The sequence below is a fragment of the Mycobacterium sp. AT1 genome (assembly GCF_002043095.1).
In the GTDB taxonomy this organism is placed as follows: Bacteria; Actinomycetota; Actinomycetes; order Mycobacteriales; family Mycobacteriaceae; genus Mycobacterium.
Genome location: NZ_MVOC01000027.1, coordinates 150,368 through 169,146 on the forward strand (window position 1 = coordinate 150,368; position 18,779 = coordinate 169,146).

The window sequence follows — 18,779 nt, forward strand, 5'->3', positions numbered from 1 at the left end:
ATGAGCGTCATGACTGCCGAACTCAGAAGTCGCTTCGCGGCGGCGCTCTCACGGATGTACGGCGCCGAGGTGCCCGCCTACACGACGTTGGTCGACGTCAGCACCGAGGTCAACCGTGACCACCGACGCGACGACGGTCTCGGTTCGCTCGAGCGCGTCACCGCCGAACGCCACGGCGCGATCCGGGTCGGCAGCTCCCGCGAACTCGCCGACGTCGCCGACCTGTTCGCCGCCTTCGGGATGTATCCGGTGGGCTTCTACGATCTGCGTGAGGCGGCCTCCCCCGTCCCCGTCGTCTCCACGGCGTTTCGGCCGATCGACGCCGACGAACTGGCGCACAACCCGTTTCGCGTGTTCACCTCGATGCTCGCCACCGCCGACACCAGGTTCTTCGATCCCGAGCTACGGGCCCGCGTCGACCGATTCCTCGGCGCGCGTGAACTATTCGACCCCGAGCTGATCGCCATGGCCAGGACGATCGCAGCCGACGGAGGGTGCGGCCCCGACCGGGCCGACGAGTTCGTCACCCGCGCCGTGTCGGCATTCGCCCTGTCTCGCGACCCGATCGACGCCGGCTGGTACGACGAACTGTCGCGGGTGTCGGCCGTGGCCGCCGACATCGCCGGCGTGCGGACCACCCACGTCAACCATCTGACGCCGCGGGTGCTCGACATCGACGAGCTGTACCACCGCATGGTCGCCAGAGGCGTCGCGATGACGCGCACCATCCAGGGTCCACCTCGGACCGACGGGCCCGACGTGCTGTTGCGGCAGACGTCGTTTCGCGCGCTGGCCGAACCACGCCGGTTCCGCGACGCGGATGGCGTCATGACCGAGGGCAGCCTGCGGGTGCGCTTCGGCGAGGTCGAGGCCAGGGGCGTGGCGCTGACCCGCGCGGGCCGCGACCGCTACGACGCCGCGATGCACGCCCCGAACCCGTCGACGACGTGGGCCGAGCACTTCCCGTCCAGCCACGCCGAGCTGGCCGCCCAGGGTTTGGCCTACTACCGTGGCGGCGACCCGACCAAACCCGTTGTCTACGAGGACTTCCTGCCCATCTCCGCGGCGGGCATCTTCCGGTCCAACCTCGACGCCGAGCCGACCACCCCCCGGTCCGGCCCGTCGGATGCCGAGAACGAATTCACCTATGACGCAGCGTGGCTGGCCGGTGCCATCGGCCAGCACGTCCACGACCCGTACGACCTCTACGAGAAAGCAGCAGCACAGTGACTACCAGCTCGACCACCACCACCGCACTCCCCACCGCCGACGAGCTCCGCGACCGCGCTCGCGCCGCACTGAAGGCCGTCGGCTCCGCCGTCGAACTTGGCGAGCCGGGCGGCGCCGGGCTGCAGGCCAGCACCCCGGTCACGGGTGACGTGCTCTTCACGGTCACCGAGACCACCTCCGTCGAGACCGATGCGGCCATCGCCGACGCGGCGGCGGCGTTCGCGGCGTGGCGGGTCACGCCGGCCCCCGTGCGCGGTGCCCTGGTCGCACGGCTCGGTGAGCTGCTCGTCGAACACAAGGCGGACGTGGGCACGCTGGTGACCATCGAAGCGGGCAAGATCACCTCGGAAGCCCTCGGCGAGGTTCAGGAGATGATCGACATCTGCCAGTTCGCCGTCGGCCTTTCGCGGCAGCTGTACGGCCGCACCATCGCCTCGGAGCGCCCCGGCCACCGGTTGATGGAGACGTGGCACCCGCTCGGCGTCGTCGGCGTCATCACCGCCTTCAACTTCCCGGTCGCGGTCTGGGCGTGGAACACCGCGGTCGCCCTGGTGTGTGGCGACACCGTGGTGTGGAAGCCGTCTGAGCTCACTCCGCTGACGGCCATCGCCTGCCAGGCGCTGATCGAGCGGGCCGCGGCCGACGTCGGTGCGCCGGCAGACGTGGCACGACTCATCCAGGGCGGCAGGGAGATCGGCCAGCAGCTGGTCGACGATCCCCGGGTCGCGTTGGTCAGTGCAACGGGTTCGGTGCGGATGGGTCAGCAGGTCGGCCCCCGGGTCGCCCAGCGGTTCGGCAAGTCACTGCTGGAACTCGGCGGCAACAACGCGGCCGTCGTCACCCCGTCGGCGGATCTGGACCTGGCCGTGCGCGGCATCGTGTTCTCCGCGGCGGGCACCGCGGGACAGCGGTGCACGACCCTGCGGCGGGTGATCGCCCACACGTCGGTCGTCGACGCCCTGGTCGAGCGCATCACCGCGGCGTACCTCAGCCTCCCCATCGGTGACCCCTCCTCCGACGGGACCCTCGTCGGGCCGCTGATCCACGAGCGCTCCTACCGCGACATGGTCGGCGCGCTGGAGACTGCGGCGGCCGACGGCGGCGTGGTCACCGGCGGTGGCCGACGCGATCTCGGTGAGGGGTCGTTCTACGTCGAGCCTGCCGTCGTGCGGATGCCGGAGCAGACGGCCGTCGTGCACGACGAGACGTTCGCACCGATCCTCTACGTACTGACCTACGACACCCTCGACGAGGCCATCGCGCTCAACAACGCGGTGCCACAGGGCCTTTCGTCGGCCATCTTCACTACCGACATGCGCGAGGCTGAGCGCTTCATGGCCGCCGACGGGTCCGACTGCGGCATCGCCAACGTCAACATCGGCACCTCGGGCGCCGAGATCGGCGGTGCATTCGGCGGTGAGAAGCAGACCGGCGGTGGCCGTGAGTCGGGGTCTGACTCGTGGAAGGCGTACATGCGGCGGGCCACCAACACCGTCAACTACAGCTCCGAGCTGCCGCTGGCCCAGGGAGTGCACTTCGGCTAGCGATTTCGGCGCGTTCTTCCGCGCTGACCGCGGGTGAACGCGCCGAAATCGCCGGGGATTATCATCGCGGCGTGAGCGAGCAAGTCGAACAGAGGGAATTTCAGGCAGAGGCCCGTCAGCTGTTGCAGCTGATGGTGCACTCCATCTACTCCAACAAGGATTCGTTCCTGCGGGAGTTGATCTCGAATGCGTCCGACGCGCTGGACAAGCTCCGGCTCGAAGCGTTCCGCAACAAGGACCTCGACGTCGACGTCTCCGATCTGCACGTCGAGATCGAAGCCAACGCCGGGGCTGCGGAACGCACGCTGACCATTCGCGACAACGGCATCGGCATGACGCGCGATGAGGTAGTCGACCTGATCGGCACCCTCGCCAAGTCCGGGACCGGCGAGCTGCGCAAGAAGCTCGGCGAGGCAAACAAGGCCGCCGACGCCGAGGAGCTCATCGGACAGTTCGGCATCGGGTTCTACTCCACGTTCATGGTGGCCGACTCGGTCGTGCTGCTGACCCGCAAGGCGGGCGAGAGTTCGGCCACGCGTTGGGAATCCAGCGGTGACGGCACCTACACCATCGCCGAAGTGGACGACGCCCCACAGGGCACCTCGGTGACGCTGCACCTCAAGCCCGAGGACGCCGACGACGAGCTGCACGACTACACGTCCCCGTGGAAGATCCGCGAGCTGGTCAAGAAGTACTCCGACTTCATCTCCTGGGCGATCCGGATGGAGGTCGAGAAGACAGTCCCAGCCCCGGAGGGCGCTGAAGAAGGCACGGCGCCGACCGTCACGGTAGAAACGGAGACGATCAACTCGCGGACGGCGCTGTGGGCCAAGCCCAAGAGCGAGGTCTCCGACGAGGAGTACGCCCAGTTCTACAAGCACGTCGCCCACGCCTGGGACGAGCCGCTCGAGGTCATCGCGATGAAGGCCGAGGGCACGTTCGAATACCAGGCGCTGCTGTTCATCCCCTCGATGGCGCCGTTCGACATCTTGAACGCCGACGGGCACACCGGGATTCAGCTCTACGTCAAGCGCGTGTTCATCATGGGTGACTGTGACGACCTGGTGCCGGAGTATCTGCGGTTCGTCAAGGGCGTCGTAGACGCACAGGACATGTCGCTCAACGTGTCTCGCGAGATCTTGCAGCAGGACCGCCAGATCAAGGTGATCCGTCGCAGCCTCACCAAGAAGGTGTTGTCCACGATCAAGGACATGCAGGCCAACCGCCCGGAGGACTACCAGACGTTCTGGACGCAATTCGGCCGGGTCGTCAAGGAGGGGTTGGTCTCCGACGCCGACAACCGCGACGCGCTGCTGCGGCTGTCGTCGTTCGCGACCACCTTCAGTGAGACCGCCCCCACCACGCTCGCCGACTACGTGGGGCGGATGAAGGAGGGCCAGGAGCAGATCTACTTCGCGACCGGCGAGTCACGCCAACTCCTCGAGCGTTCGCCACACCTTGAGGCGTTCAAGGCCAAGGGCTACGAAGTGCTGCTGCTGACCGATCCCGTCGACGAGGTGTGGGTGGGGTCGGTTCCGGAATTCGACGGCAAGGCGCTGCAATCGGTCGCCAAGGGCGAGGTGGACCTCGGTGCCTCCGGCGACGACGCCGACGAGGCAAAGCACGGCGACTTCGCCGAACTGTTGGCCTGGTTGCAGGAGACGCTGGCCGAGCACGTCAAGGAGGTGCGGCTCTCCACCCGGCTGACGTCGTCACCGGCGTGCCTCATCACCGACACGTTCGGCATCACCCCGCAACTGGCGCGCATGTATCGCGCGTCGGGCCAGGAGGTCCCGGTCGGCAAGCGGATCCTCGAGCTCAACCCGGACCACCCGTTGGTCACCGGTCTGCGGGATGCCCGCGCGGCGACCGAACCCTCCGACAGCCTGGCCGAGACCGCCGAATTGCTCTATGGCACGGCACTTCTCGCCGAAGGTGGTGTGCTGGACGATCCGGCCCGTTTCGCGGCGCTACTGTCCGACCGGCTGGCGCGGACGGTTTAGAAGGTCGTGCAGATCGAGGACAGGGTCGCCGTCGTCACGGGTGCCGGTTCGGGGATCGGGCGGGAACTCGCCGTCGCCTTCGCTGCGGCGGGCGCCTCCGTGGTGGTGGGTGACCTCGCCGCCGACGGTGCCGAGGAGACGGTCGCGCGGGTCAGGGCGGCCGGCGGCGCCGCGGTGGCGGTGGTCGGTGACGTCGCCTCCGTCGACGGCGTCGACGCCCTGATCGACCGTGCGCGTGGTGAATTCGGTCCGGTCGACGTCTTCGTCGCCAACGCGGGCATCATGGGTCCGCCCGGGCTCGGCGACGACGAACGCGACTGGGACACCGTGGTCGACGTGAACCTGCGCGCCCATGTGCGGGCGGCGAAGGCGTTGGTGCCCGACTGGGTCGCGCGCGGCGAGGGTTACTTCATCAGCGTTGCCTCGGCGGCGGGCCTGCTGACCCAGCTCGGGGCGGCGGGGTACTCGGTCACCAAGCACGCGGCGGTGGGTTTCGCCGAGTGGCTCTCGATCACGTACGGCGACAGCGGGATTGGCGTGTCATGCGTGTGCCCGATGGGCGTCGACACGCCGTTGTTGAGCGGCATCCTGGACTCCCCCGACCCGGTGGCCAGAATGGCGGGCGCCGCGGTGGCCACCGCAGGAGACGTCATCGGCCCCGCTCAGGTCGCGGCCATGACGGTCGACGCGGTCCGTGACGGCCGATTCCTGGTGCTGCCGCACCCGGCGGTGCTGGACATGTACCGGCGCAAGGGTGACGACTACGAGCGCTGGCTCGCGGGCATGCGGCGGTACCAGAGCACCCTCGGCTGATCGGGTCGCCACTCAGGACTGCAGGTGCTCCAGCAATACCGGGGTGACGACGGCGTGCACCTCGACCGCGGTCATCGGGTGACCAGCTCGAACTCGACCCTTTCGGACAGCGTCGAGACGGCGATGCCGAAGGTCTCCAGCACGACGACTTCGCCTGCGGTGGAGTCGATGTCGAAGGTGGCGACCTCGGTGTACACCCGGCTGACGCAGCGCAGACCGGTCAGCGGATACGTGCACTGCGGAACGAGCTTGGCGGTGCCGTCCTTGGCGAACAGGTTCATCATCACGTAGACGCGCTTGGCGCCGATGGCCAGATCCATGGCACCTCCGACGGCGGGGATGGCGTCGGGGGCTCCGGTGTGCCAGTTCGCGAGATCGCCGTGCTTGCTGACCTGAAAGGCCCCGAGCACGCAGACGTCGAGGTGGCCGCCGCGCATCATCGCGAAGGAGTCCGCGTGGTGAAAGTACGACGCGCCAAGGGTTTCGGTGACGGGGATCTTGCCCGCGTTGGTCAGATCACCGTCGACGTCGTCGCCGAAGGCCCGTCCGCCCATTCCGAGCATGCCGTTCTCGGTGTGCAGCACGATGCCGGCCGCGGGGTCGAGGTGCTCGGCGACCGTGGTCGGCTGCCCAATCCCCAAGTTGACGTACGAGCCGGCCGGGATGCCGCGGGCGACGATCGCGGCAAGCTCATCGCGGTCCAGCGGCCCCCTGTCGAGGTGTTCGACGGTCGATTCGAGGGTGTGGGTCATGATGCGACCTCCGTGGCGTTGGACAGCGCGGACAGATTCAACACCCGGTCGACGTAGATTCCGGGGGTCACCACCGTCTCCGGATCGATCTGGCCGGCGTCGACGACACTGGCGACCTCGACGATCACCAGCTCGGCGGCGGTGGCCATTACGGGGCCGAAGTTTCGGGCGGTCTTGCGGTACACCAGGTTTCCCACGGTGTCGGCCTTCCAGGCGCCGACTAGAGCGACGTCGCCGCGGATCGGATACTCCAGGACGTAGTCGCGGCCGTCGATGGTGCGGGTTTCCTTGCCCTCGGCCAGCGGCGTACCCACGGCGGTCGGGCAGAAGAACGCCCCGATGCCCGCCCCCGCGGCGCGAAGGCGCTCGGCGAGGTTGCCCTGCGGCACCACTTCGAGGTCGACCCTTCCTGCGCGGTACAGCTCGTCGAAGACGTAGGAGTCGGACTGTCGCGGAAACGAGCAGACGACCTTGGCGACCCGCCCGGCGGCCAGCAGCGCGGCCAGCCCGGTGTCCCCGTTCCCGGCGTTGTTGCTGACGATGGTCAGGTCGGTGGCCCCCTGCTCGATCAGGGCGTCGACGAGGTGGGTGGGCATTCCGGCCATGCCGAACCCCCCGACCAGAACGGTCGCCCCGTCGGCGATTCCCGCTACGGCGTCGGCGGCATCGGTGTGGATCGTCGTGCGGCTCATGGCGTCACCTTGCGCATACCTCGACCATAGGACGGCGAATAGGTATTCTGAAATACTTATATTGGCGTCATTGATAGGTCAGGAGTTTCAATAGTGGAGCTGCGGCACCTGCGCTATTTCCGGGCGGTCGCCGAAGAACTGCACTTCGGGCGGGCAGCCGAGCGGTTGCACATCGCCCAGCCGCCGCTGTCTCAGCAGATCCGGCAGCTGGAGCGCGAACTCGGGGTGAGCCTGTTGACCAGGAGCACTCGCCGGGTGGAGCTGACAAGGGCGGGCGAGGCATACCTCCGGCGGGCGATCGCCGTGCTCGACGCCGTCGACGATGCCGGCCACCAGGCGCGCCGCGTTGCACAGGGCCTCGAGGGGCATCTGTCGATTGGTTGCGTCGGTTCGGCGACGTACTCGGTACTCCCCCGCCTGGTGCGAGCCCTGCGCGAGCAGATGCCACGCGTCGAGATCAGCATTCGCGGGGAAATGCTCGCCCCCGCCCAACTCGACGCACTGCGCAACCGTGACGTCGACATCGCCCTGCTGCGGCCGCCGGTCGACGATCCCGAGGTGCAGACCGAGTTCGTCCGCCGGGACCGCCTGATCGTCGCCCTGCCGACGACGCATCCGCTCGCCGGACGGGACACCCTCGACATGGCGGATCTGCGCGACGAGGACTTCATCGCCCATGCCGGGCAGGGCCGCTCGGTGATGGGACGGCTCCTGTCGGCAATCTGCGCAGACGCCGGATACGCCCCGCGGATTCGGCAGGAGGTCTCGGAGACGTCGACGCTGGTCACCCTGGTCGCCGCCGGCCTCGGCGTCGCGGTGGTCCCGGCCCCCACCGCCGACCTCGACGTCGCCGGGGTCACCTACCGGCCACTGGAGCCGGCGACGCTGGGCGTCGACCTGGTGGCGGCCCATCTGGGGGACGCGGCGCCGCCGGCGGTCGAACGGGCTCTCGTCGTGCTGCGCGGCCTGACGCCGTAGCGCGCGCCGCCCACCGGCTCGCTCTATGGGGCCGGCTGTGAGGCGGCATAGCGGTCGAGCACTTCGTGGCTCGTCTCACGGATTCGTGCGATGTGGGATTCCTCGACGCCGAGGACTCGCAAGCATGCGTCAGCGACCTGAGGTGACAAGTCGTCCCGAACTGGTCCCGGCTCGGCATCCCACATGAAAACCAGGGACTCCACCATCCGGAACGGTAGTTCCGCCGCAGCCCCGCCGATGCCGGTGTCGGCCACCACGCTCCGGCTCAGATTCAGGTAGTGCCATCGCAACCGGTCGTGACCCTCCCAGAACGGGCTCAAACCGGGGCTGCGGAGTTCCGGCTGGAGGTACAGGGTGCCGAGGTTCCATCGCCGGTTGAGGAGGCGTCCGCCGTCGAAGACCGCCAACGCGTGCAGATGATTCGGCGGAGCCATGCCAAACAGATGTGGGATGAGGCTCAGGGTTGGTGTGACCGTTTGGTTCAGTAAGGCGCAGGCGATGTCTTCCTTGGTCTTGAAGTAGTTGTACAGCGACGGCTGACGGATTCCGACGGCGTCGGCGATCGCTCTGGTCGACGTTCCCGCATAGCCAAGGACGGTGAATAGTTCCGCGGCGGCGTCCAGGATGAGATCGCGCGCCCCCGCACCCAGTCGGCGCTGAACCGCTGCTCGCGGCTCACCGGCATTCGCACCCATTGCCTCATCGTGCCCGATGTTCGAGCCTCTGACCAAGACGACATATCCGGTCATTTGATTGGAACCTCGGAAACCCTCCGTTGATACGGCGCTCAACAGTCGTAACACGACCGACACCCGCAGCGCGCGAACATCCATAAACTATTGCTCGATAGGAAATTTACAGCCGAGTTCTGGTCACTGGTCGATGCTGCGACGAACACCAGGACGAACATCACGAAAGGCAACATGCCGAAGCAACCGCTCATAGTGGGCAATCCGGTCCTCGTCGTGGTCGACATCCAACGAAGTGGGGCCATGCCGGCCGACGAAGTCGGCATCGTCCACATGCCGGGTCACGCCGACCGCGTCGCGACCGCCGAACGACTGGTCGCGGCCGCGCGAGTCGCAGGGGTGCCCGTGGTCTTCTTTCAAGAGGTGCACCGGCCCAACGGCGTCGACTTCGGCCGTGAGCTCGACGGCACCGAGGGCGTGCACTGCGTCGAGGGCCGACCCGGCACCGATCTGGAACCGAGCCTGCAGCCCGAACCCGGTTACGACGAGTTCCACATCGTGAAGCGGCGCTACTCGGGATTCATCGGGACCGACTTCGATATCGTGTTGCGCGGCCTCAAGGCGTCGACCCTGATCTTGCTCGGCGGACTGACCGACGTGTGCGTGCACTACACCTTCGCCGACGCCCACCAACGCGACTACTACGTGCGGGTGGTGACCGACTGCGTGGGGGGATCGTCGACGTACCGCCACGACGCGGCGCTCGACGCCATGGAGTACCTACAGACGGGCGCGATGCGCACCTCCGAGGAGATTCTCGGCGCCTTCGAGCAGCTGTCCCGGGTCGACGCTCCCGCGCTCGAGGTTGCCGCAAAGTAGTCGCTCACGTCCGCGCGTCTGCGCATCCGTTGCCGCCGGGCCTCCCGGTCCGCCGTGGTACGGCGGCACGCCTTCCCCGAACGGAAACGGCCCCCGCCGAAGCGGGGGCCGTGGCCGTCCAACGAGACGCGGTCAGGCCGTCGTCCCCGACAGTTCCGGACGCCGGATCGGTTCGACCTTCTTGATCACGAGTCCGAAGCACAGCGCACCGGCGACGATGATGGCCGCGGTGAGCAGGAGCGGGATCTGGAACGAGCCCGTCGCGCCGTAGAGCGCGCCGATCACGATCGGGCTGAGCGCGCTGCCGATGTTGGAGAAGAAGTTCTGGGTGGACCCCAGGGTGGCGACGGTGCTCGAGTCGACGACGTCGGCAGGCAGGCACCAGATCGAGACGATCGTAAAGGCCGCTGCGGCATAGGAAATCGACATCAGCACCAACGCCTGCCACGCCTCTGGTGCGACGGCGGCCAAGGCGATGACCGAACACACCATCATGCCGCCGACGAGGCACGTCTTGCGGACCTTGTTCAGCGACCAGCCGCGCGCCAGCAGATGGTCGCCGACGATGCCGCCCGCCCAGCTGCCGAGGATGGCGGCCAACGGCGGGATCATGCCGAAGACGCCGAGCTTGAGCAGGTTGAACCCGCGTTCTTCGACCAGGTACGACGGGAACCAGGTGAGGAAGAACGTGATCATGAAGTTCAGGCAGAAGAAGCCCAGCATCATGCCCCACACCGTGCGCTGTTTGAACAGGTCGAGGATGGCCATGGGCTTGGCGTCGGGGTGCAGGTTGCCGGAGCTCTGCTCACGGTGACTCTCGTGAATGATCTCCAGTTCCAGTTCGTTGACGCCGGCCTTGTTCTCGGGCCGCCGGTACCACGCCCACCAGCCGATCGCCCAGAGCACACCGATCGCGCCGGCGAACACGAAGGCTGCCCGCCATCCGAACAACCCGATGATGAGCGCGATGATCGGCGTCGCGGCGGCGCTGCCGATGCGGGCGCCGCTGTCGTAGACCGAGGTGGCGCGGCCACGCAGCCGCAGGGGGAACCACTGGGACACCGTCTTGGCGGCGGCCGGGTAGGCGCCGGCCTCACCGACGCCGAGGCCCAGGCGCAGGCCCATCAGGGCCGCAAAGCTGGAGACACCGGCGGTGGCAGCGGTGAACAGCGACCACACCAGCACCGACGCACCGAACATCACGCGCTCGCCGAACCGGTCGATGAGCCGGCCTGCGGGGATCTGCATCAGCGCGTAGCTCCACGAGAAGGCACTGAGGATCAGGCCCTTCTCGGTGGGCGTGAGGTGGAAGTCCTCGGTCATGAACGGAAGGCTGACCGAGATCGCCGAGCGGTCGATGTAGTTGATGGCGAGGCCGAGCGCGCAGAACACCGCGACGGCCCAGCGCACCTTGGTGGCGCGGCTCGTGCCCGAGGGATCTGGCGGCGTATCCGATTTCGTAGCCGAACTGCTAGTCATCTGTATCTCCAAGGGTGGACTTGTGATCGTTTCGCTCACCGAAGGTGAGAGGCGGACGCTGCGTGGGGCGCCGCTGTGGTGCGCGACACAATCAGAATCCTCGTTCCACATGATTGAACCAATCATCAAGATTGTCAAGAAGTGATACCCAACACGCTTCTGTGCGCATAGCCGGTACCTAAATGATCACCGGGAGGCCTTCAGTGATCGATATGCGCATATAAGGTTGACGTGCTCACACCGCGCATGTAGCGTTGGTCACTGTGAGCATCGACGACCCGAACGTGGGCGAGCAGGACGGCGCTGAACCGTTCGAACCCCAGACCACGGCCGACCAGGCTGACGACGACCTAGTGGCACGCCGACGCGACGTTCGTGGCGGCAAGCGGCGCGAGCAGATCCTGCAGCTCCTGCAGACCGTCGAATCCGGCGCGTTGAGCGTCGAAGAGATCGCCGAGCGGTTCGGCGTCTCGTTTGCGACGGTGCGGCGCGACCTCAGCCGTCTGCATCAAGACCGCCACATCACCCGCACCTACGGCGGCGTTGCCCTGACCGGCCCGGCGGAGTTGTCGATCCGTCAACGACACCTCGAGTTCACCGCGGAGAAGGACGCGATCGGCCGCCGCGCTGCGGAGATGGTCGCCGACGGCGCCGTCGTGATACTCGACGCGGGCACCACCACCGAATTCGTGGCGCGGCATCTGGACGCGGACGACGCCACCGTCTTCACCAACGGCATCGGCGCGATCAACGTCCTCCTCGGCAACGACGACGTCTCGGTGGTCGTCCTTGGTGGTCGACTGCGCGCGGTCAACCAGACCATCAGCGGGGCCGAGGCCGAGCACATGCTCCATTCCGTCGTCGCCGACTACGCGTTCATCGGCGCCGACGCCGTCCATCCGCAGTACGGCGTCGCGTCGAGAACCTTGGAGCAGAGCCGGCTCAAGACGTTGATGATGCAACGCGCACGTCAGATCGTCGTCGTCGCCGATCGACGCAAGGTCAACACCGACCAATTCAACTACTGGTCTCCGACTCCGACCCGGTGGCGGCTGATCACCGACGACGACGCGGACGCGACGGCGCTGAGCGAACTGCGCGCCGTCGGAGCCGACGTCGAGCTCGTCTCACCCCTCCGGGCTCTCACCGAGCCAACCACCCTGAAAGGTTCCCCATCGTGACGACCACCTCGGACTCCGTTGCGGCAGCGCAGTCGGCTCCGGCCTCCGAACGGACGACACTTCGCCAGGCAATCCTGCACCGGCCCAACGACTTGCGGATCGAGAAGGTGGCGATGCCGCGACTCGAACCCGGTGACGTCCTTCTCCGCGTGGACGCCGCGCTGTTGTGCGGCACCGACGTTCGCATCTTCGAGGGACGCAAGCAGAAGAACGTCACCTTCCCGACGGTCCTGGGACACGAATTCGCGGGCACCGTGGTCGACGCCAACGGCCCACTGCCCGATGGCGTGTCCATGGGCGACCAGGTCGCTGTCTACCCACTGGTCACCTGTGGCGAGTGCGCGGCCTGCCGCAAGGGACACGAGAACATCTGCAAGAACCGAAAGGCGTTCGGCTACCAGCTGACCGGTGGACTGTCGCAGTACGTCCACGTCCCGGCCGTCGCCCGGCAGAACCTCGTTCCGGTGCCTGGAGTATCGGCCGCCGAGGCCGCGATCATCGAGCCCGTCGCGTGTGCCTACAACGGGCAGAAGCTCGCCAACATGGCACGTGCCGAGACGGCACTCATCGTCGGGTGCGGGCCGCTCGGCCTGATCCACGCCGGGCTCGCGAAGAGCTTCGGCGTGGAACGGGTCGCCGCCGTCGACCCCATTGCCCAGCGGCGAGCCATGGCCACCCGATTCGGAGCGGATTTGGTTCTCGAGCCTGGCGGCGACACCGCCGATCAACTGAACGACTTCAGCGACGGCGGGATCGACGTGCTCGTCATGGCCATCGGCCGAATCGACGCGCTGACACCGTATTTGGGCTGCCTTGCCCCCGGTGCGAGCGTGTCGGTATTCGCCGGCTTCGGCGCGGACGCCGATCTGGCCGTGTCGGCCAACGACGTGCACTACAACGAGTGGAACATCGTCGGCGCCTCGTCATGCCGACTCGACGGCTTCCATGCCGTCGCCCCCATGGTCGCCTCCGGCGCACTGCCGGTTGCCGATCTGATCGGCACCCAGTTGCCGCTCGACCGTGCCGTCGAGGCCCTCAACCTCGCCGGCTCCGGCGCTGACATGCGCGTCGGCGTCAACCCCTGGGCCTGATCACAGGCTCTTCCCCGGCCCCGTCCCACCACCCAAAGGAGCAGTACCCACGATGACCGCCACCTTCACACCCGCGTTCGACGTCAACCCGACCGGAACCACTGCCGCGCTTGGCCGAAACCTGCGGCTGCGCAGGCTCTTCGCCGCCGACGGCCGCACCGTCACCGTCGCGCTCGACCAGGCCGTGCCCCGGGGCGTCGCACCGAGGCTCGCCACGATCGGCTCCACGTTCGCCAGCATCGCCGAGGGCGAGCCGGACGCCGTCACCATCACCAAGGGCCTCGCAGGCCCGCTGCTCGGCGGCAACCGCTCGCCGATGCCGTGGATCCTCAAGGCGTCCATGTTCTCCGTGGAGTTCCACCCCACCTACGACGCGACGATCGCGACCGTGCAGGACGCCGTGCGGTTGGGCGCGGACGCCGTCGCCGTCGGCATCTCGGCCGGGTCATCCAACCAGGTCGCGATGTTCGAAATGCTCACCCGCGTCGTGGAAGAGGCCCACACCTGGGGACTCCCCGTCGTGTGCCACGCCTACCCGTCCGGCGAGATGTGGGGCGACCGCAAGGGTTCCACCGAATCGGTCCTCTACGCCTCCCGCGCCGCGGCCGAACTGGGCACCGACATCGTCAAGACCTGGTACACCGGATCCACCTCCGAGTTCGCCAAGGTCGTCGAGGGCACCCCGGCCATCGTCGTCGCAGCCGGTGGTGCACCCGCCGAGAGCCCGCTGGACGTGCTCAAGCAGGCGGCCTCCGTCGTCGAGGCCGGCGCTCACGGAATGACCGCCGGCCGCAACATCTGGCAGGCACCGGAGCCCGGCAAGATGGTCGCCGCGCTCAAGGCCGTCATCCACGGTGGCGACAGCCCCGAGGTTGCGGCCAAGCTGCTCGATTGACCGAAACCCCCTGTTCCACCGCCGAATCGACACGTGCGCGACCCCCGAAGGAGTGGGTTCCGATATGCCTGATCAGCACGCCGCCGAGGCGGCCTACCTCGGAATCGACGTCGGTACGTCCGCCACGAAGGCGGTGGTCTTGGCCTCCGACGGAACGGTCGTCGCCCGGTCTCGGGTTCCGCATCCCGCAGCACGCGGTGCGGGGGCCGGGCGGGCCGACCCGTCGGCATGGCGGACCAGCATCACCGCTGCGGTGCTCGCCTTGGCCCCGCACACCGCGACCGTCCGAGGCGTCGGAATGGACACCCACTGTCCGACCGCTCTGCTGCTCGACGACGACGGCCACCCGTTGGCCGCGGGCGTCACCTGGGATCATCCGGGACTGGTCGAGCCCACCGCGCAGCTGATCGCGGCGCTCGACCCCGAAGGTCGTCGTCTGGTCGGCAACCACCTGATGCCCGCCACGGCGATGGGTGCTGCTCACCGATTGTTGCAGCTCATCGAACCTGAGGCCGTTTCGGCGGCAACCACTTTCGGGCTCGCCGGCACGTGGCTGGGACAGTGGCTCACCGGAGAGCGAGCCATCGACCCCACCCAGGCGTCCTACACCGGCTTGATGGCAAGCACGGACGGGTCGTGCCGCTGGCTGACCGAAGTCCTGCACGAACTCGGGATTCCCGAACGACATCTCCCTCCGGTGCGGCCGTCGCTGAGCGTGCTCGGCCCGCTGCGTGCCACAGCCGCGGCGACGCTGGGGCTGCCATCCGGCGTTCCCGTCATGGTCGGATCGGGTGACACCCCCGCCGCCTCCTACGCACTTGGCACCGAGCCGGGTGGTCGTCCGCTGCTCATCATGGGGACCACGCACGTGGTGTCCAATGCGCTTGACGCGCCGGACTTTCGCGCGAAGGCTCTGCAACGGGTGGACGTCCATGCCGGCCGCTGGCTCATCAACGGGGTCATCAACGGCGGCGACGCGTTGGCGGAAGGGGCGGAACTGCTCGGCTACGGGCGTGGTGACATTGCCGTCGAAGCGTTGGTGGGAACGGCCTTTCAGGCCCGACCCGCGGAGGTGCCGGATGCCCCGGTGTTCGTTCCGCACACGCGACCAGAACGAGGTCCGCTGTGGTTCGCCGAACCGCGAACCGCGCTCCTCGGTGACATCCCCGATCCCGCGTCTGCGGCTGCCGCCCGCGGTGTCGTCGAAGGAGTGCTGTTCGCCGACCGGCTCATCGTCGAGTCCTGCATCGGCGACCAACAGCGGACCCTCTACGCCAGTGGCGCATTCGGCTTCGAGCCCGAGCTCCCGCAACTGCTCGCCGACGCGCTGGACCGCGACATCCTGGTGGTCGACGAAAGCCACCTTCCCGCCATCGGGGCCGCGGCGATGTGCGTCGAGGTGCTGGAGGGCACCGTCGTGGCTCCCCCACGTGCTCGGCTGGTGACGCCGCGACCCGAATGGCGCGACACCGTGGCCGACCGCTGGCAGCGCTACCGACAGGTCTGGTCGAGCGTCACGGGGACACCGCCGCCCAGCACCCTGGACGAGTCCGTGCAACCACCTCCGTCCGCCTCCCAACTGCCATACCGCACCCAGACCGGAAGGGTCCTCACGTGACCGCGTCGCCCGTAACCGCCCGTCCCGTCACCGGGATGATCTACCTGTCACGACTTCTCACCGACCGCGCGATGAGTCACCTTCATTCGCTGGGCGCGCCGCTGCGGGTCGGGTCGGAGGCGCCACCCACGCGCTCCGAGCTCGAGGCGGGCATCGCGGGTGCGGGCGCCGCCGTCATCACCCTGACCGAGCGCGTCGACGCCGCACTGCTCGCCGCGGCAGGCCCGCAGTTGAAGGTGATCGCCAACGTCGCGGTCGGGTACGACAACGTCGACCTGGCGGCGACCGAGGCCGCCGGCGTGACCGTCACCAACACCCCCGGCGTGCTCGACCGGGCCTCCGCCGACCACACCTTCGCCCTGATCCTTGCCGCCACCCGTCGAATCACCGAGGGTGACAGGCTGATTCGCAGCCAGGAGCCGTGGGTGTGGGGGCCGAGGATGCTGGTGGGCCTCGACGTCAGTGCCGGTGCCACCCTCGGAATCCTCGGCTACGGGCGCATCGGCGCGGCCGTGGCTCGCCGCGCACACGCCTTCGACATGACGGTCGTCGCGTCGTCGCGCAGTCGCACCCCCGGCACCGTCGAGGACAGCGTCACGTTCGTCGACCAGGCCACCCTGCTGCGCGACAGCGACGTGGTCACGGTCCACACGCCGCTGACGCCCCAGACGCGACACTTGATCGACGCGTCAGCGCTCGAGGCGATGAAGCCCACCGCGTATCTGATCAACACCGCCCGCGGCGGCGTGGTCGACGAGGCCGCGTTGATGGCCGCCCTTCACGGGCGCCAAATACGTGGCGCCGCACTGGACGTCTTCGAGGGCGAACCTGCGGTCAACCCGGCGCTGTTGGACACCCCGGGCCTCGTGCTGACTCCCCACACCGCCAGCGCAGGCGAGGCGACCCGCGACACCATGGGCATCCTCGCCGTCGACAACGTCGCGGCCGTGTTGTCGGGGAACGCTCCCCTGACTCCGGTGCGCTGACGAGGAGCCGGCACCAGTCGGTCGTCAATGACAGGGCATTCCGGATGATGTGGCGGCACGTCCAGCGACGGGTTTCGGTCGAAGAACCCGACCGGCTTCAGCGTGAACCCCACGTATTCGCACGGCATGCTCGGCCAGTCCTCCGGCCGAGGCGACGCACGTAATCTGCAGAGTGCGCGCAGTTCCTCGACCAGCTTCACACGTTCGGCAGCCGTGACGGCCGAAGGAACGACGTTCAAGACGGTGACGCCGGCCTCGCGAGACGCCGCGACACGCTCCTTCACGAAGCCTGCCGAACCGATCAGTGACACGGCGCGCACCAGCGCATCGGGCGCGGCCTTGGTGGCCAGCTCCTTCTCGCCGGCCAGGTACAACTCCTGGATGCGGTCGGCCTCGGCGCCATAACCGTTTTTGACGGCCAGCGTGTGATCGAAGTCCTTCTCCTTGGCGCCCATCCCGCCGATGTAGAGCGAAAGGTGGGGCTTGACCCACTCGCGCCGGCCGTCGACGTCGTCTCCGATGACCAGCGGCTGACCCCACACCTGCTCCGCCTTCTCCGGCAGGAAGAAGATGGGCTGCCACCCTTCGGCGATCTCAGCGGCCAGTTCGACGTTCTTGGGCCCCAGGGCTGCGAGAAGAACGGAATTCGTTCGCGGACAGGATGATTGATGAGCTTGATTGACTTGCCCAACCCCATTCCCCGATCGGCGGGCAACGGAATCTGATAGTGCTTGCCGTCGTACTGCAGCCGCTCCCGGGACCACACCGCCTGGCATATGTCGACGACCTCCCTGGTGCGCCCGATCGGAGCGTCGTAGGAGACTCCGTGAAAACCCTCGATCGCCTGCGGTCCCAATGCTCCCAATCCGAGGATGTAGCGGCCGTCGGAGACGTAGTCGGGGAGGTCGGGGAGGCGCGCTGAGTGCGGGTGGTATACGACGGCTCGTGCGCGCAACGACAACTTCTCTGCACGCGCACACAACAGCTTTCGGTGGCTCAGCGCGGAGAATCGGGGCGTAACGCTGAACTCCACACCACTGCCAGGAATGGCTGCGATCAAGGGCGCGTGGATCCGCACGCCGCCGTCATGAGAGGACCACGACATGAACGACGCCACGACCGCACCGTCGGCCAACCAGGAGGACACCAGCACCTGGCTGCCGCTGGACGGCTTGGAGCCCGGATTCGACGAATACAAGCAGACACCCACCGACGCCCTGGCGAGCACCGCTCTGGAAGTCGCATTCAGCGACGGTCAAGTCCTACGGTACGACTTCACCGGCGCGGACACCGTGCAGTGGACCTCCGGCGATGAGCAGCACACCGACACCTACGAGGCGCTGCTCGTCGACGACGGTCTCTACCTTGTCAACATCCACCACCAGCACGATCCTGCCGTGGCAACCGCGGTCATCTTCGACGTCGAGCGTGGACACGTGTTGCACGTGGCCTCCGTAGTTGGTCCGCTCGACCAGCGACCGACGGTCATCACCCAGGACTTCCGCGTCGGCACGCTCACCGGTATGCAGCCCGTCGGCGATCCGCCAGCTCCGTCCAACGACCTCATCGGCCGACGGATGCTGTGGGAGTACAGCAAGGTGCACGCCTATGAGCACGTCTACGTGTCGTCGCAGTGGTACACATTCCAGTGCCTGGCCGGACCGGAAGCTCGCCTTGCCGACACCGACGCCGCCACCTACTACAAGGTGCGCAAGGGCATCTACCTGTTCGCCTGGCGCGAGAAGGTCATCCCATGTGCCGCGGTGACGGTTGCCGACCATCGCGAATTTCGCGCTCACGGAGCACTTTTCGGCCTGAACGGCGACAACTCCACCACCGAGCACTTCACCTTCGGTGCCCATGGACGCCTGCTGTCCAACACGGTGTACCCCGACCGCTACGACTTCCGCTAGTCCTGCTCGCCGCGCCGACTGCGAGTGCCCTTGGGC

The 18,779-nt window shown here is 67.7% G+C and carries 16 protein-coding genes and 2 pseudogenes; 12 read left to right on the forward strand and 6 right to left on the reverse strand.

The annotated features are described in order from the left end of the window. The 4 genes from B1790_RS13100 (at window position 1) to B1790_RS13115 (ending at window position 5,590) form a co-directional block, all read left to right on the forward strand. Window positions 1–1,230 carry a VOC family protein gene (locus B1790_RS13100; RefSeq protein WP_079923626.1) on the forward strand — a complete coding sequence of 410 codons (1,230 nt, stop codon included), beginning with the start codon at window positions 1–3 and terminating at the stop codon, window positions 1,228–1,230. Continuing rightward, window positions 1,227–2,774 (forward strand): aldehyde dehydrogenase family protein, encoded by a 1,548-nt coding sequence (locus B1790_RS13105; protein ID WP_079923627.1) that lies wholly within the window; start codon window positions 1,227–1,229, stop codon window positions 2,772–2,774. Before B1790_RS13100 ends, B1790_RS13105 begins: the two co-directional genes overlap by 4 nt. 71 nt (window positions 2,775–2,845) lie before the next feature. Further along, complete coding sequence (htpG, locus tag B1790_RS13110) at window positions 2,846–4,777, forward strand: molecular chaperone HtpG (protein ID WP_079923628.1); 1,932 nt, start codon at window positions 2,846–2,848, stop codon at window positions 4,775–4,777. Between the two features lie 6 nt (window positions 4,778–4,783). Beyond that, a complete protein-coding gene (locus B1790_RS13115; protein WP_079923629.1) occupies window positions 4,784–5,590 on the forward strand; it encodes an SDR family oxidoreductase in 807 nt (268 codons plus the stop codon). A gap of 71 nt (window positions 5,591–5,661) precedes the next feature. Here the strand turns inward: B1790_RS13115 and B1790_RS13120 are convergent, their stop codons facing one another. Continuing rightward, window positions 5,662–6,342: a CoA-transferase gene (locus B1790_RS13120; RefSeq protein WP_079923630.1), complete on the reverse strand. Its 681-nt coding sequence runs from the start codon at window positions 6,340–6,342 to the stop codon at window positions 5,662–5,664. After that, window positions 6,339–7,034, reverse strand: a complete 696-nt coding sequence (locus tag B1790_RS13125) for a 3-oxoacid CoA-transferase subunit A (RefSeq protein ID WP_079923631.1) — start codon at window positions 7,032–7,034, stop codon at window positions 6,339–6,341. Before B1790_RS13125 ends, B1790_RS13120 begins: the two co-directional genes overlap by 4 nt. Window positions 7,035–7,127: 93 nt before the next feature. Between B1790_RS13125 and B1790_RS13130 the strand changes: the two genes are divergently transcribed. Beyond that, on the forward strand, window positions 7,128–8,012 hold the full coding sequence (locus B1790_RS13130; RefSeq protein ID WP_079923632.1) for a LysR substrate-binding domain-containing protein: 885 nt from the start codon (window positions 7,128–7,130) through the stop codon (window positions 8,010–8,012). A 23-nt stretch (window positions 8,013–8,035) separates the two neighbouring features. Here B1790_RS13130 and B1790_RS13135 read toward each other — a convergent pair whose 3' ends face one another. Next, a complete protein-coding gene (locus B1790_RS13135) occupies window positions 8,036–8,707 on the reverse strand; it encodes a TetR/AcrR family transcriptional regulator (protein WP_079923748.1) in 672 nt (223 codons plus the stop codon). Between the two features lie 228 nt (window positions 8,708–8,935). Between B1790_RS13135 and B1790_RS13140 the strand changes: the two genes are divergently transcribed. Next, window positions 8,936–9,580: a cysteine hydrolase family protein gene (locus B1790_RS13140; RefSeq protein ID WP_079923633.1), complete on the forward strand. Its 645-nt coding sequence runs from the start codon at window positions 8,936–8,938 to the stop codon at window positions 9,578–9,580. A gap of 132 nt (window positions 9,581–9,712) precedes the next feature. Here the strand turns inward: B1790_RS13140 and B1790_RS13145 are convergent, their stop codons facing one another. Continuing rightward, window positions 9,713–11,059, reverse strand: coding sequence for an MFS transporter (locus tag B1790_RS13145; RefSeq protein WP_079923634.1), 1,347 nt, complete (start codon window positions 11,057–11,059; stop codon window positions 9,713–9,715). 263 nt (window positions 11,060–11,322) lie between these two features. On the opposite strand from B1790_RS13145, the gene B1790_RS13150 reads away from it, so the two are divergent. The 5 genes from B1790_RS13150 (at window position 11,323) to B1790_RS13170 (ending at window position 16,830) form a co-directional block, all read left to right on the forward strand. Next, window positions 11,323–12,240 (forward strand): DeoR/GlpR family DNA-binding transcription regulator, encoded by a 918-nt coding sequence (locus tag B1790_RS13150; RefSeq protein WP_233165087.1) that lies wholly within the window; start codon window positions 11,323–11,325, stop codon window positions 12,238–12,240. Continuing rightward, entirely contained in the window at window positions 12,237–13,331 is a 1,095-nt protein-coding gene (locus B1790_RS13155; protein WP_233165088.1) for an alcohol dehydrogenase catalytic domain-containing protein, read from the forward strand. Before B1790_RS13150 ends, B1790_RS13155 begins: the two co-directional genes overlap by 4 nt. A 52-nt stretch (window positions 13,332–13,383) precedes the next feature. Continuing rightward, window positions 13,384–14,226 (forward strand): class I fructose-bisphosphate aldolase, encoded by an 843-nt coding sequence (locus B1790_RS13160; protein ID WP_079923635.1) that lies wholly within the window; start codon window positions 13,384–13,386, stop codon window positions 14,224–14,226. A 64-nt stretch (window positions 14,227–14,290) separates the two neighbouring features. After that, on the forward strand, window positions 14,291–15,844 hold the full coding sequence (locus tag B1790_RS13165; protein WP_079923636.1) for an FGGY-family carbohydrate kinase: 1,554 nt from the start codon (window positions 14,291–14,293) through the stop codon (window positions 15,842–15,844). Further along, on the forward strand, window positions 15,841–16,830 hold the full coding sequence (locus B1790_RS13170) for a D-glycerate dehydrogenase (protein ID WP_233165089.1): 990 nt from the start codon (window positions 15,841–15,843) through the stop codon (window positions 16,828–16,830). Before B1790_RS13165 ends, B1790_RS13170 begins: the two co-directional genes overlap by 4 nt. A gap of 74 nt (window positions 16,831–16,904) precedes the next feature. Here B1790_RS13170 and B1790_RS35865 read toward each other — a convergent pair. Both B1790_RS35865 and B1790_RS13180 read right to left on the reverse strand, forming a co-directional pair. Continuing rightward, window positions 16,905–17,024 (reverse strand): annotated as a pseudogene (locus B1790_RS35865) (hypothetical protein); the annotation flags it as partial. Beyond that, window positions 17,001–17,935, reverse strand: a pseudogene (locus tag B1790_RS13180) (LLM class flavin-dependent oxidoreductase); the annotation flags it as partial. The pseudogenes B1790_RS13180 and B1790_RS35865, both read right to left, overlap by 24 nt. Between B1790_RS13180 and B1790_RS13185 the strand changes: the two are divergent. After that, window positions 17,934–18,743, forward strand: a complete 810-nt coding sequence (locus tag B1790_RS13185) for a MoaF C-terminal domain-containing protein (RefSeq protein WP_079923638.1) — start codon at window positions 17,934–17,936, stop codon at window positions 18,741–18,743. The pseudogene B1790_RS13180 and the gene B1790_RS13185 sit on opposite strands and share 2 nt — an antisense overlap. The last annotated feature ends 36 nt before the right edge of the window (window positions 18,744–18,779 follow it).

What these genes read in the sequence shown, in the direction of transcription:
- B1790_RS13140 (WP_079923633.1), top strand. Translation starts at nt 8,936, where the DNA reads ATGCCGAAGCAACCGCTCATAGTGGGCAATCCGGTCCTCGTCGTGGTC.
- B1790_RS13120 (WP_079923630.1), bottom strand. Translation starts at nt 6,342, where the DNA reads ATGACCCACACCCTCGAATCGACCGTCGAACACCTCGACAGGGGGCCG.
- B1790_RS13145 (WP_079923634.1), bottom strand. Translation starts at nt 11,059, where the DNA reads ATGACTAGCAGTTCGGCTACGAAATCGGATACGCCGCCAGATCCCTCG.
- B1790_RS13160 (WP_079923635.1), top strand. Translation starts at nt 13,384, where the DNA reads ATGACCGCCACCTTCACACCCGCGTTCGACGTCAACCCGACCGGAACC.
- B1790_RS13100 (WP_079923626.1), top strand. Translation starts at nt 1, where the DNA reads ATGAGCGTCATGACTGCCGAACTCAGAAGTCGCTTCGCGGCGGCGCTC.
- B1790_RS13185 (WP_079923638.1), top strand. Translation starts at nt 17,934, where the DNA reads ATGAACGACGCCACGACCGCACCGTCGGCCAACCAGGAGGACACCAGC.
- B1790_RS13135 (WP_079923748.1), bottom strand. Translation starts at nt 8,707, where the DNA reads ATGGGTGCGAATGCCGGTGAGCCGCGAGCAGCGGTTCAGCGCCGACTG.
- B1790_RS13165 (WP_079923636.1), top strand. Translation starts at nt 14,291, where the DNA reads ATGCCTGATCAGCACGCCGCCGAGGCGGCCTACCTCGGAATCGACGTC.
- B1790_RS13125 (WP_079923631.1), bottom strand. Translation starts at nt 7,034, where the DNA reads ATGAGCCGCACGACGATCCACACCGATGCCGCCGACGCCGTAGCGGGA.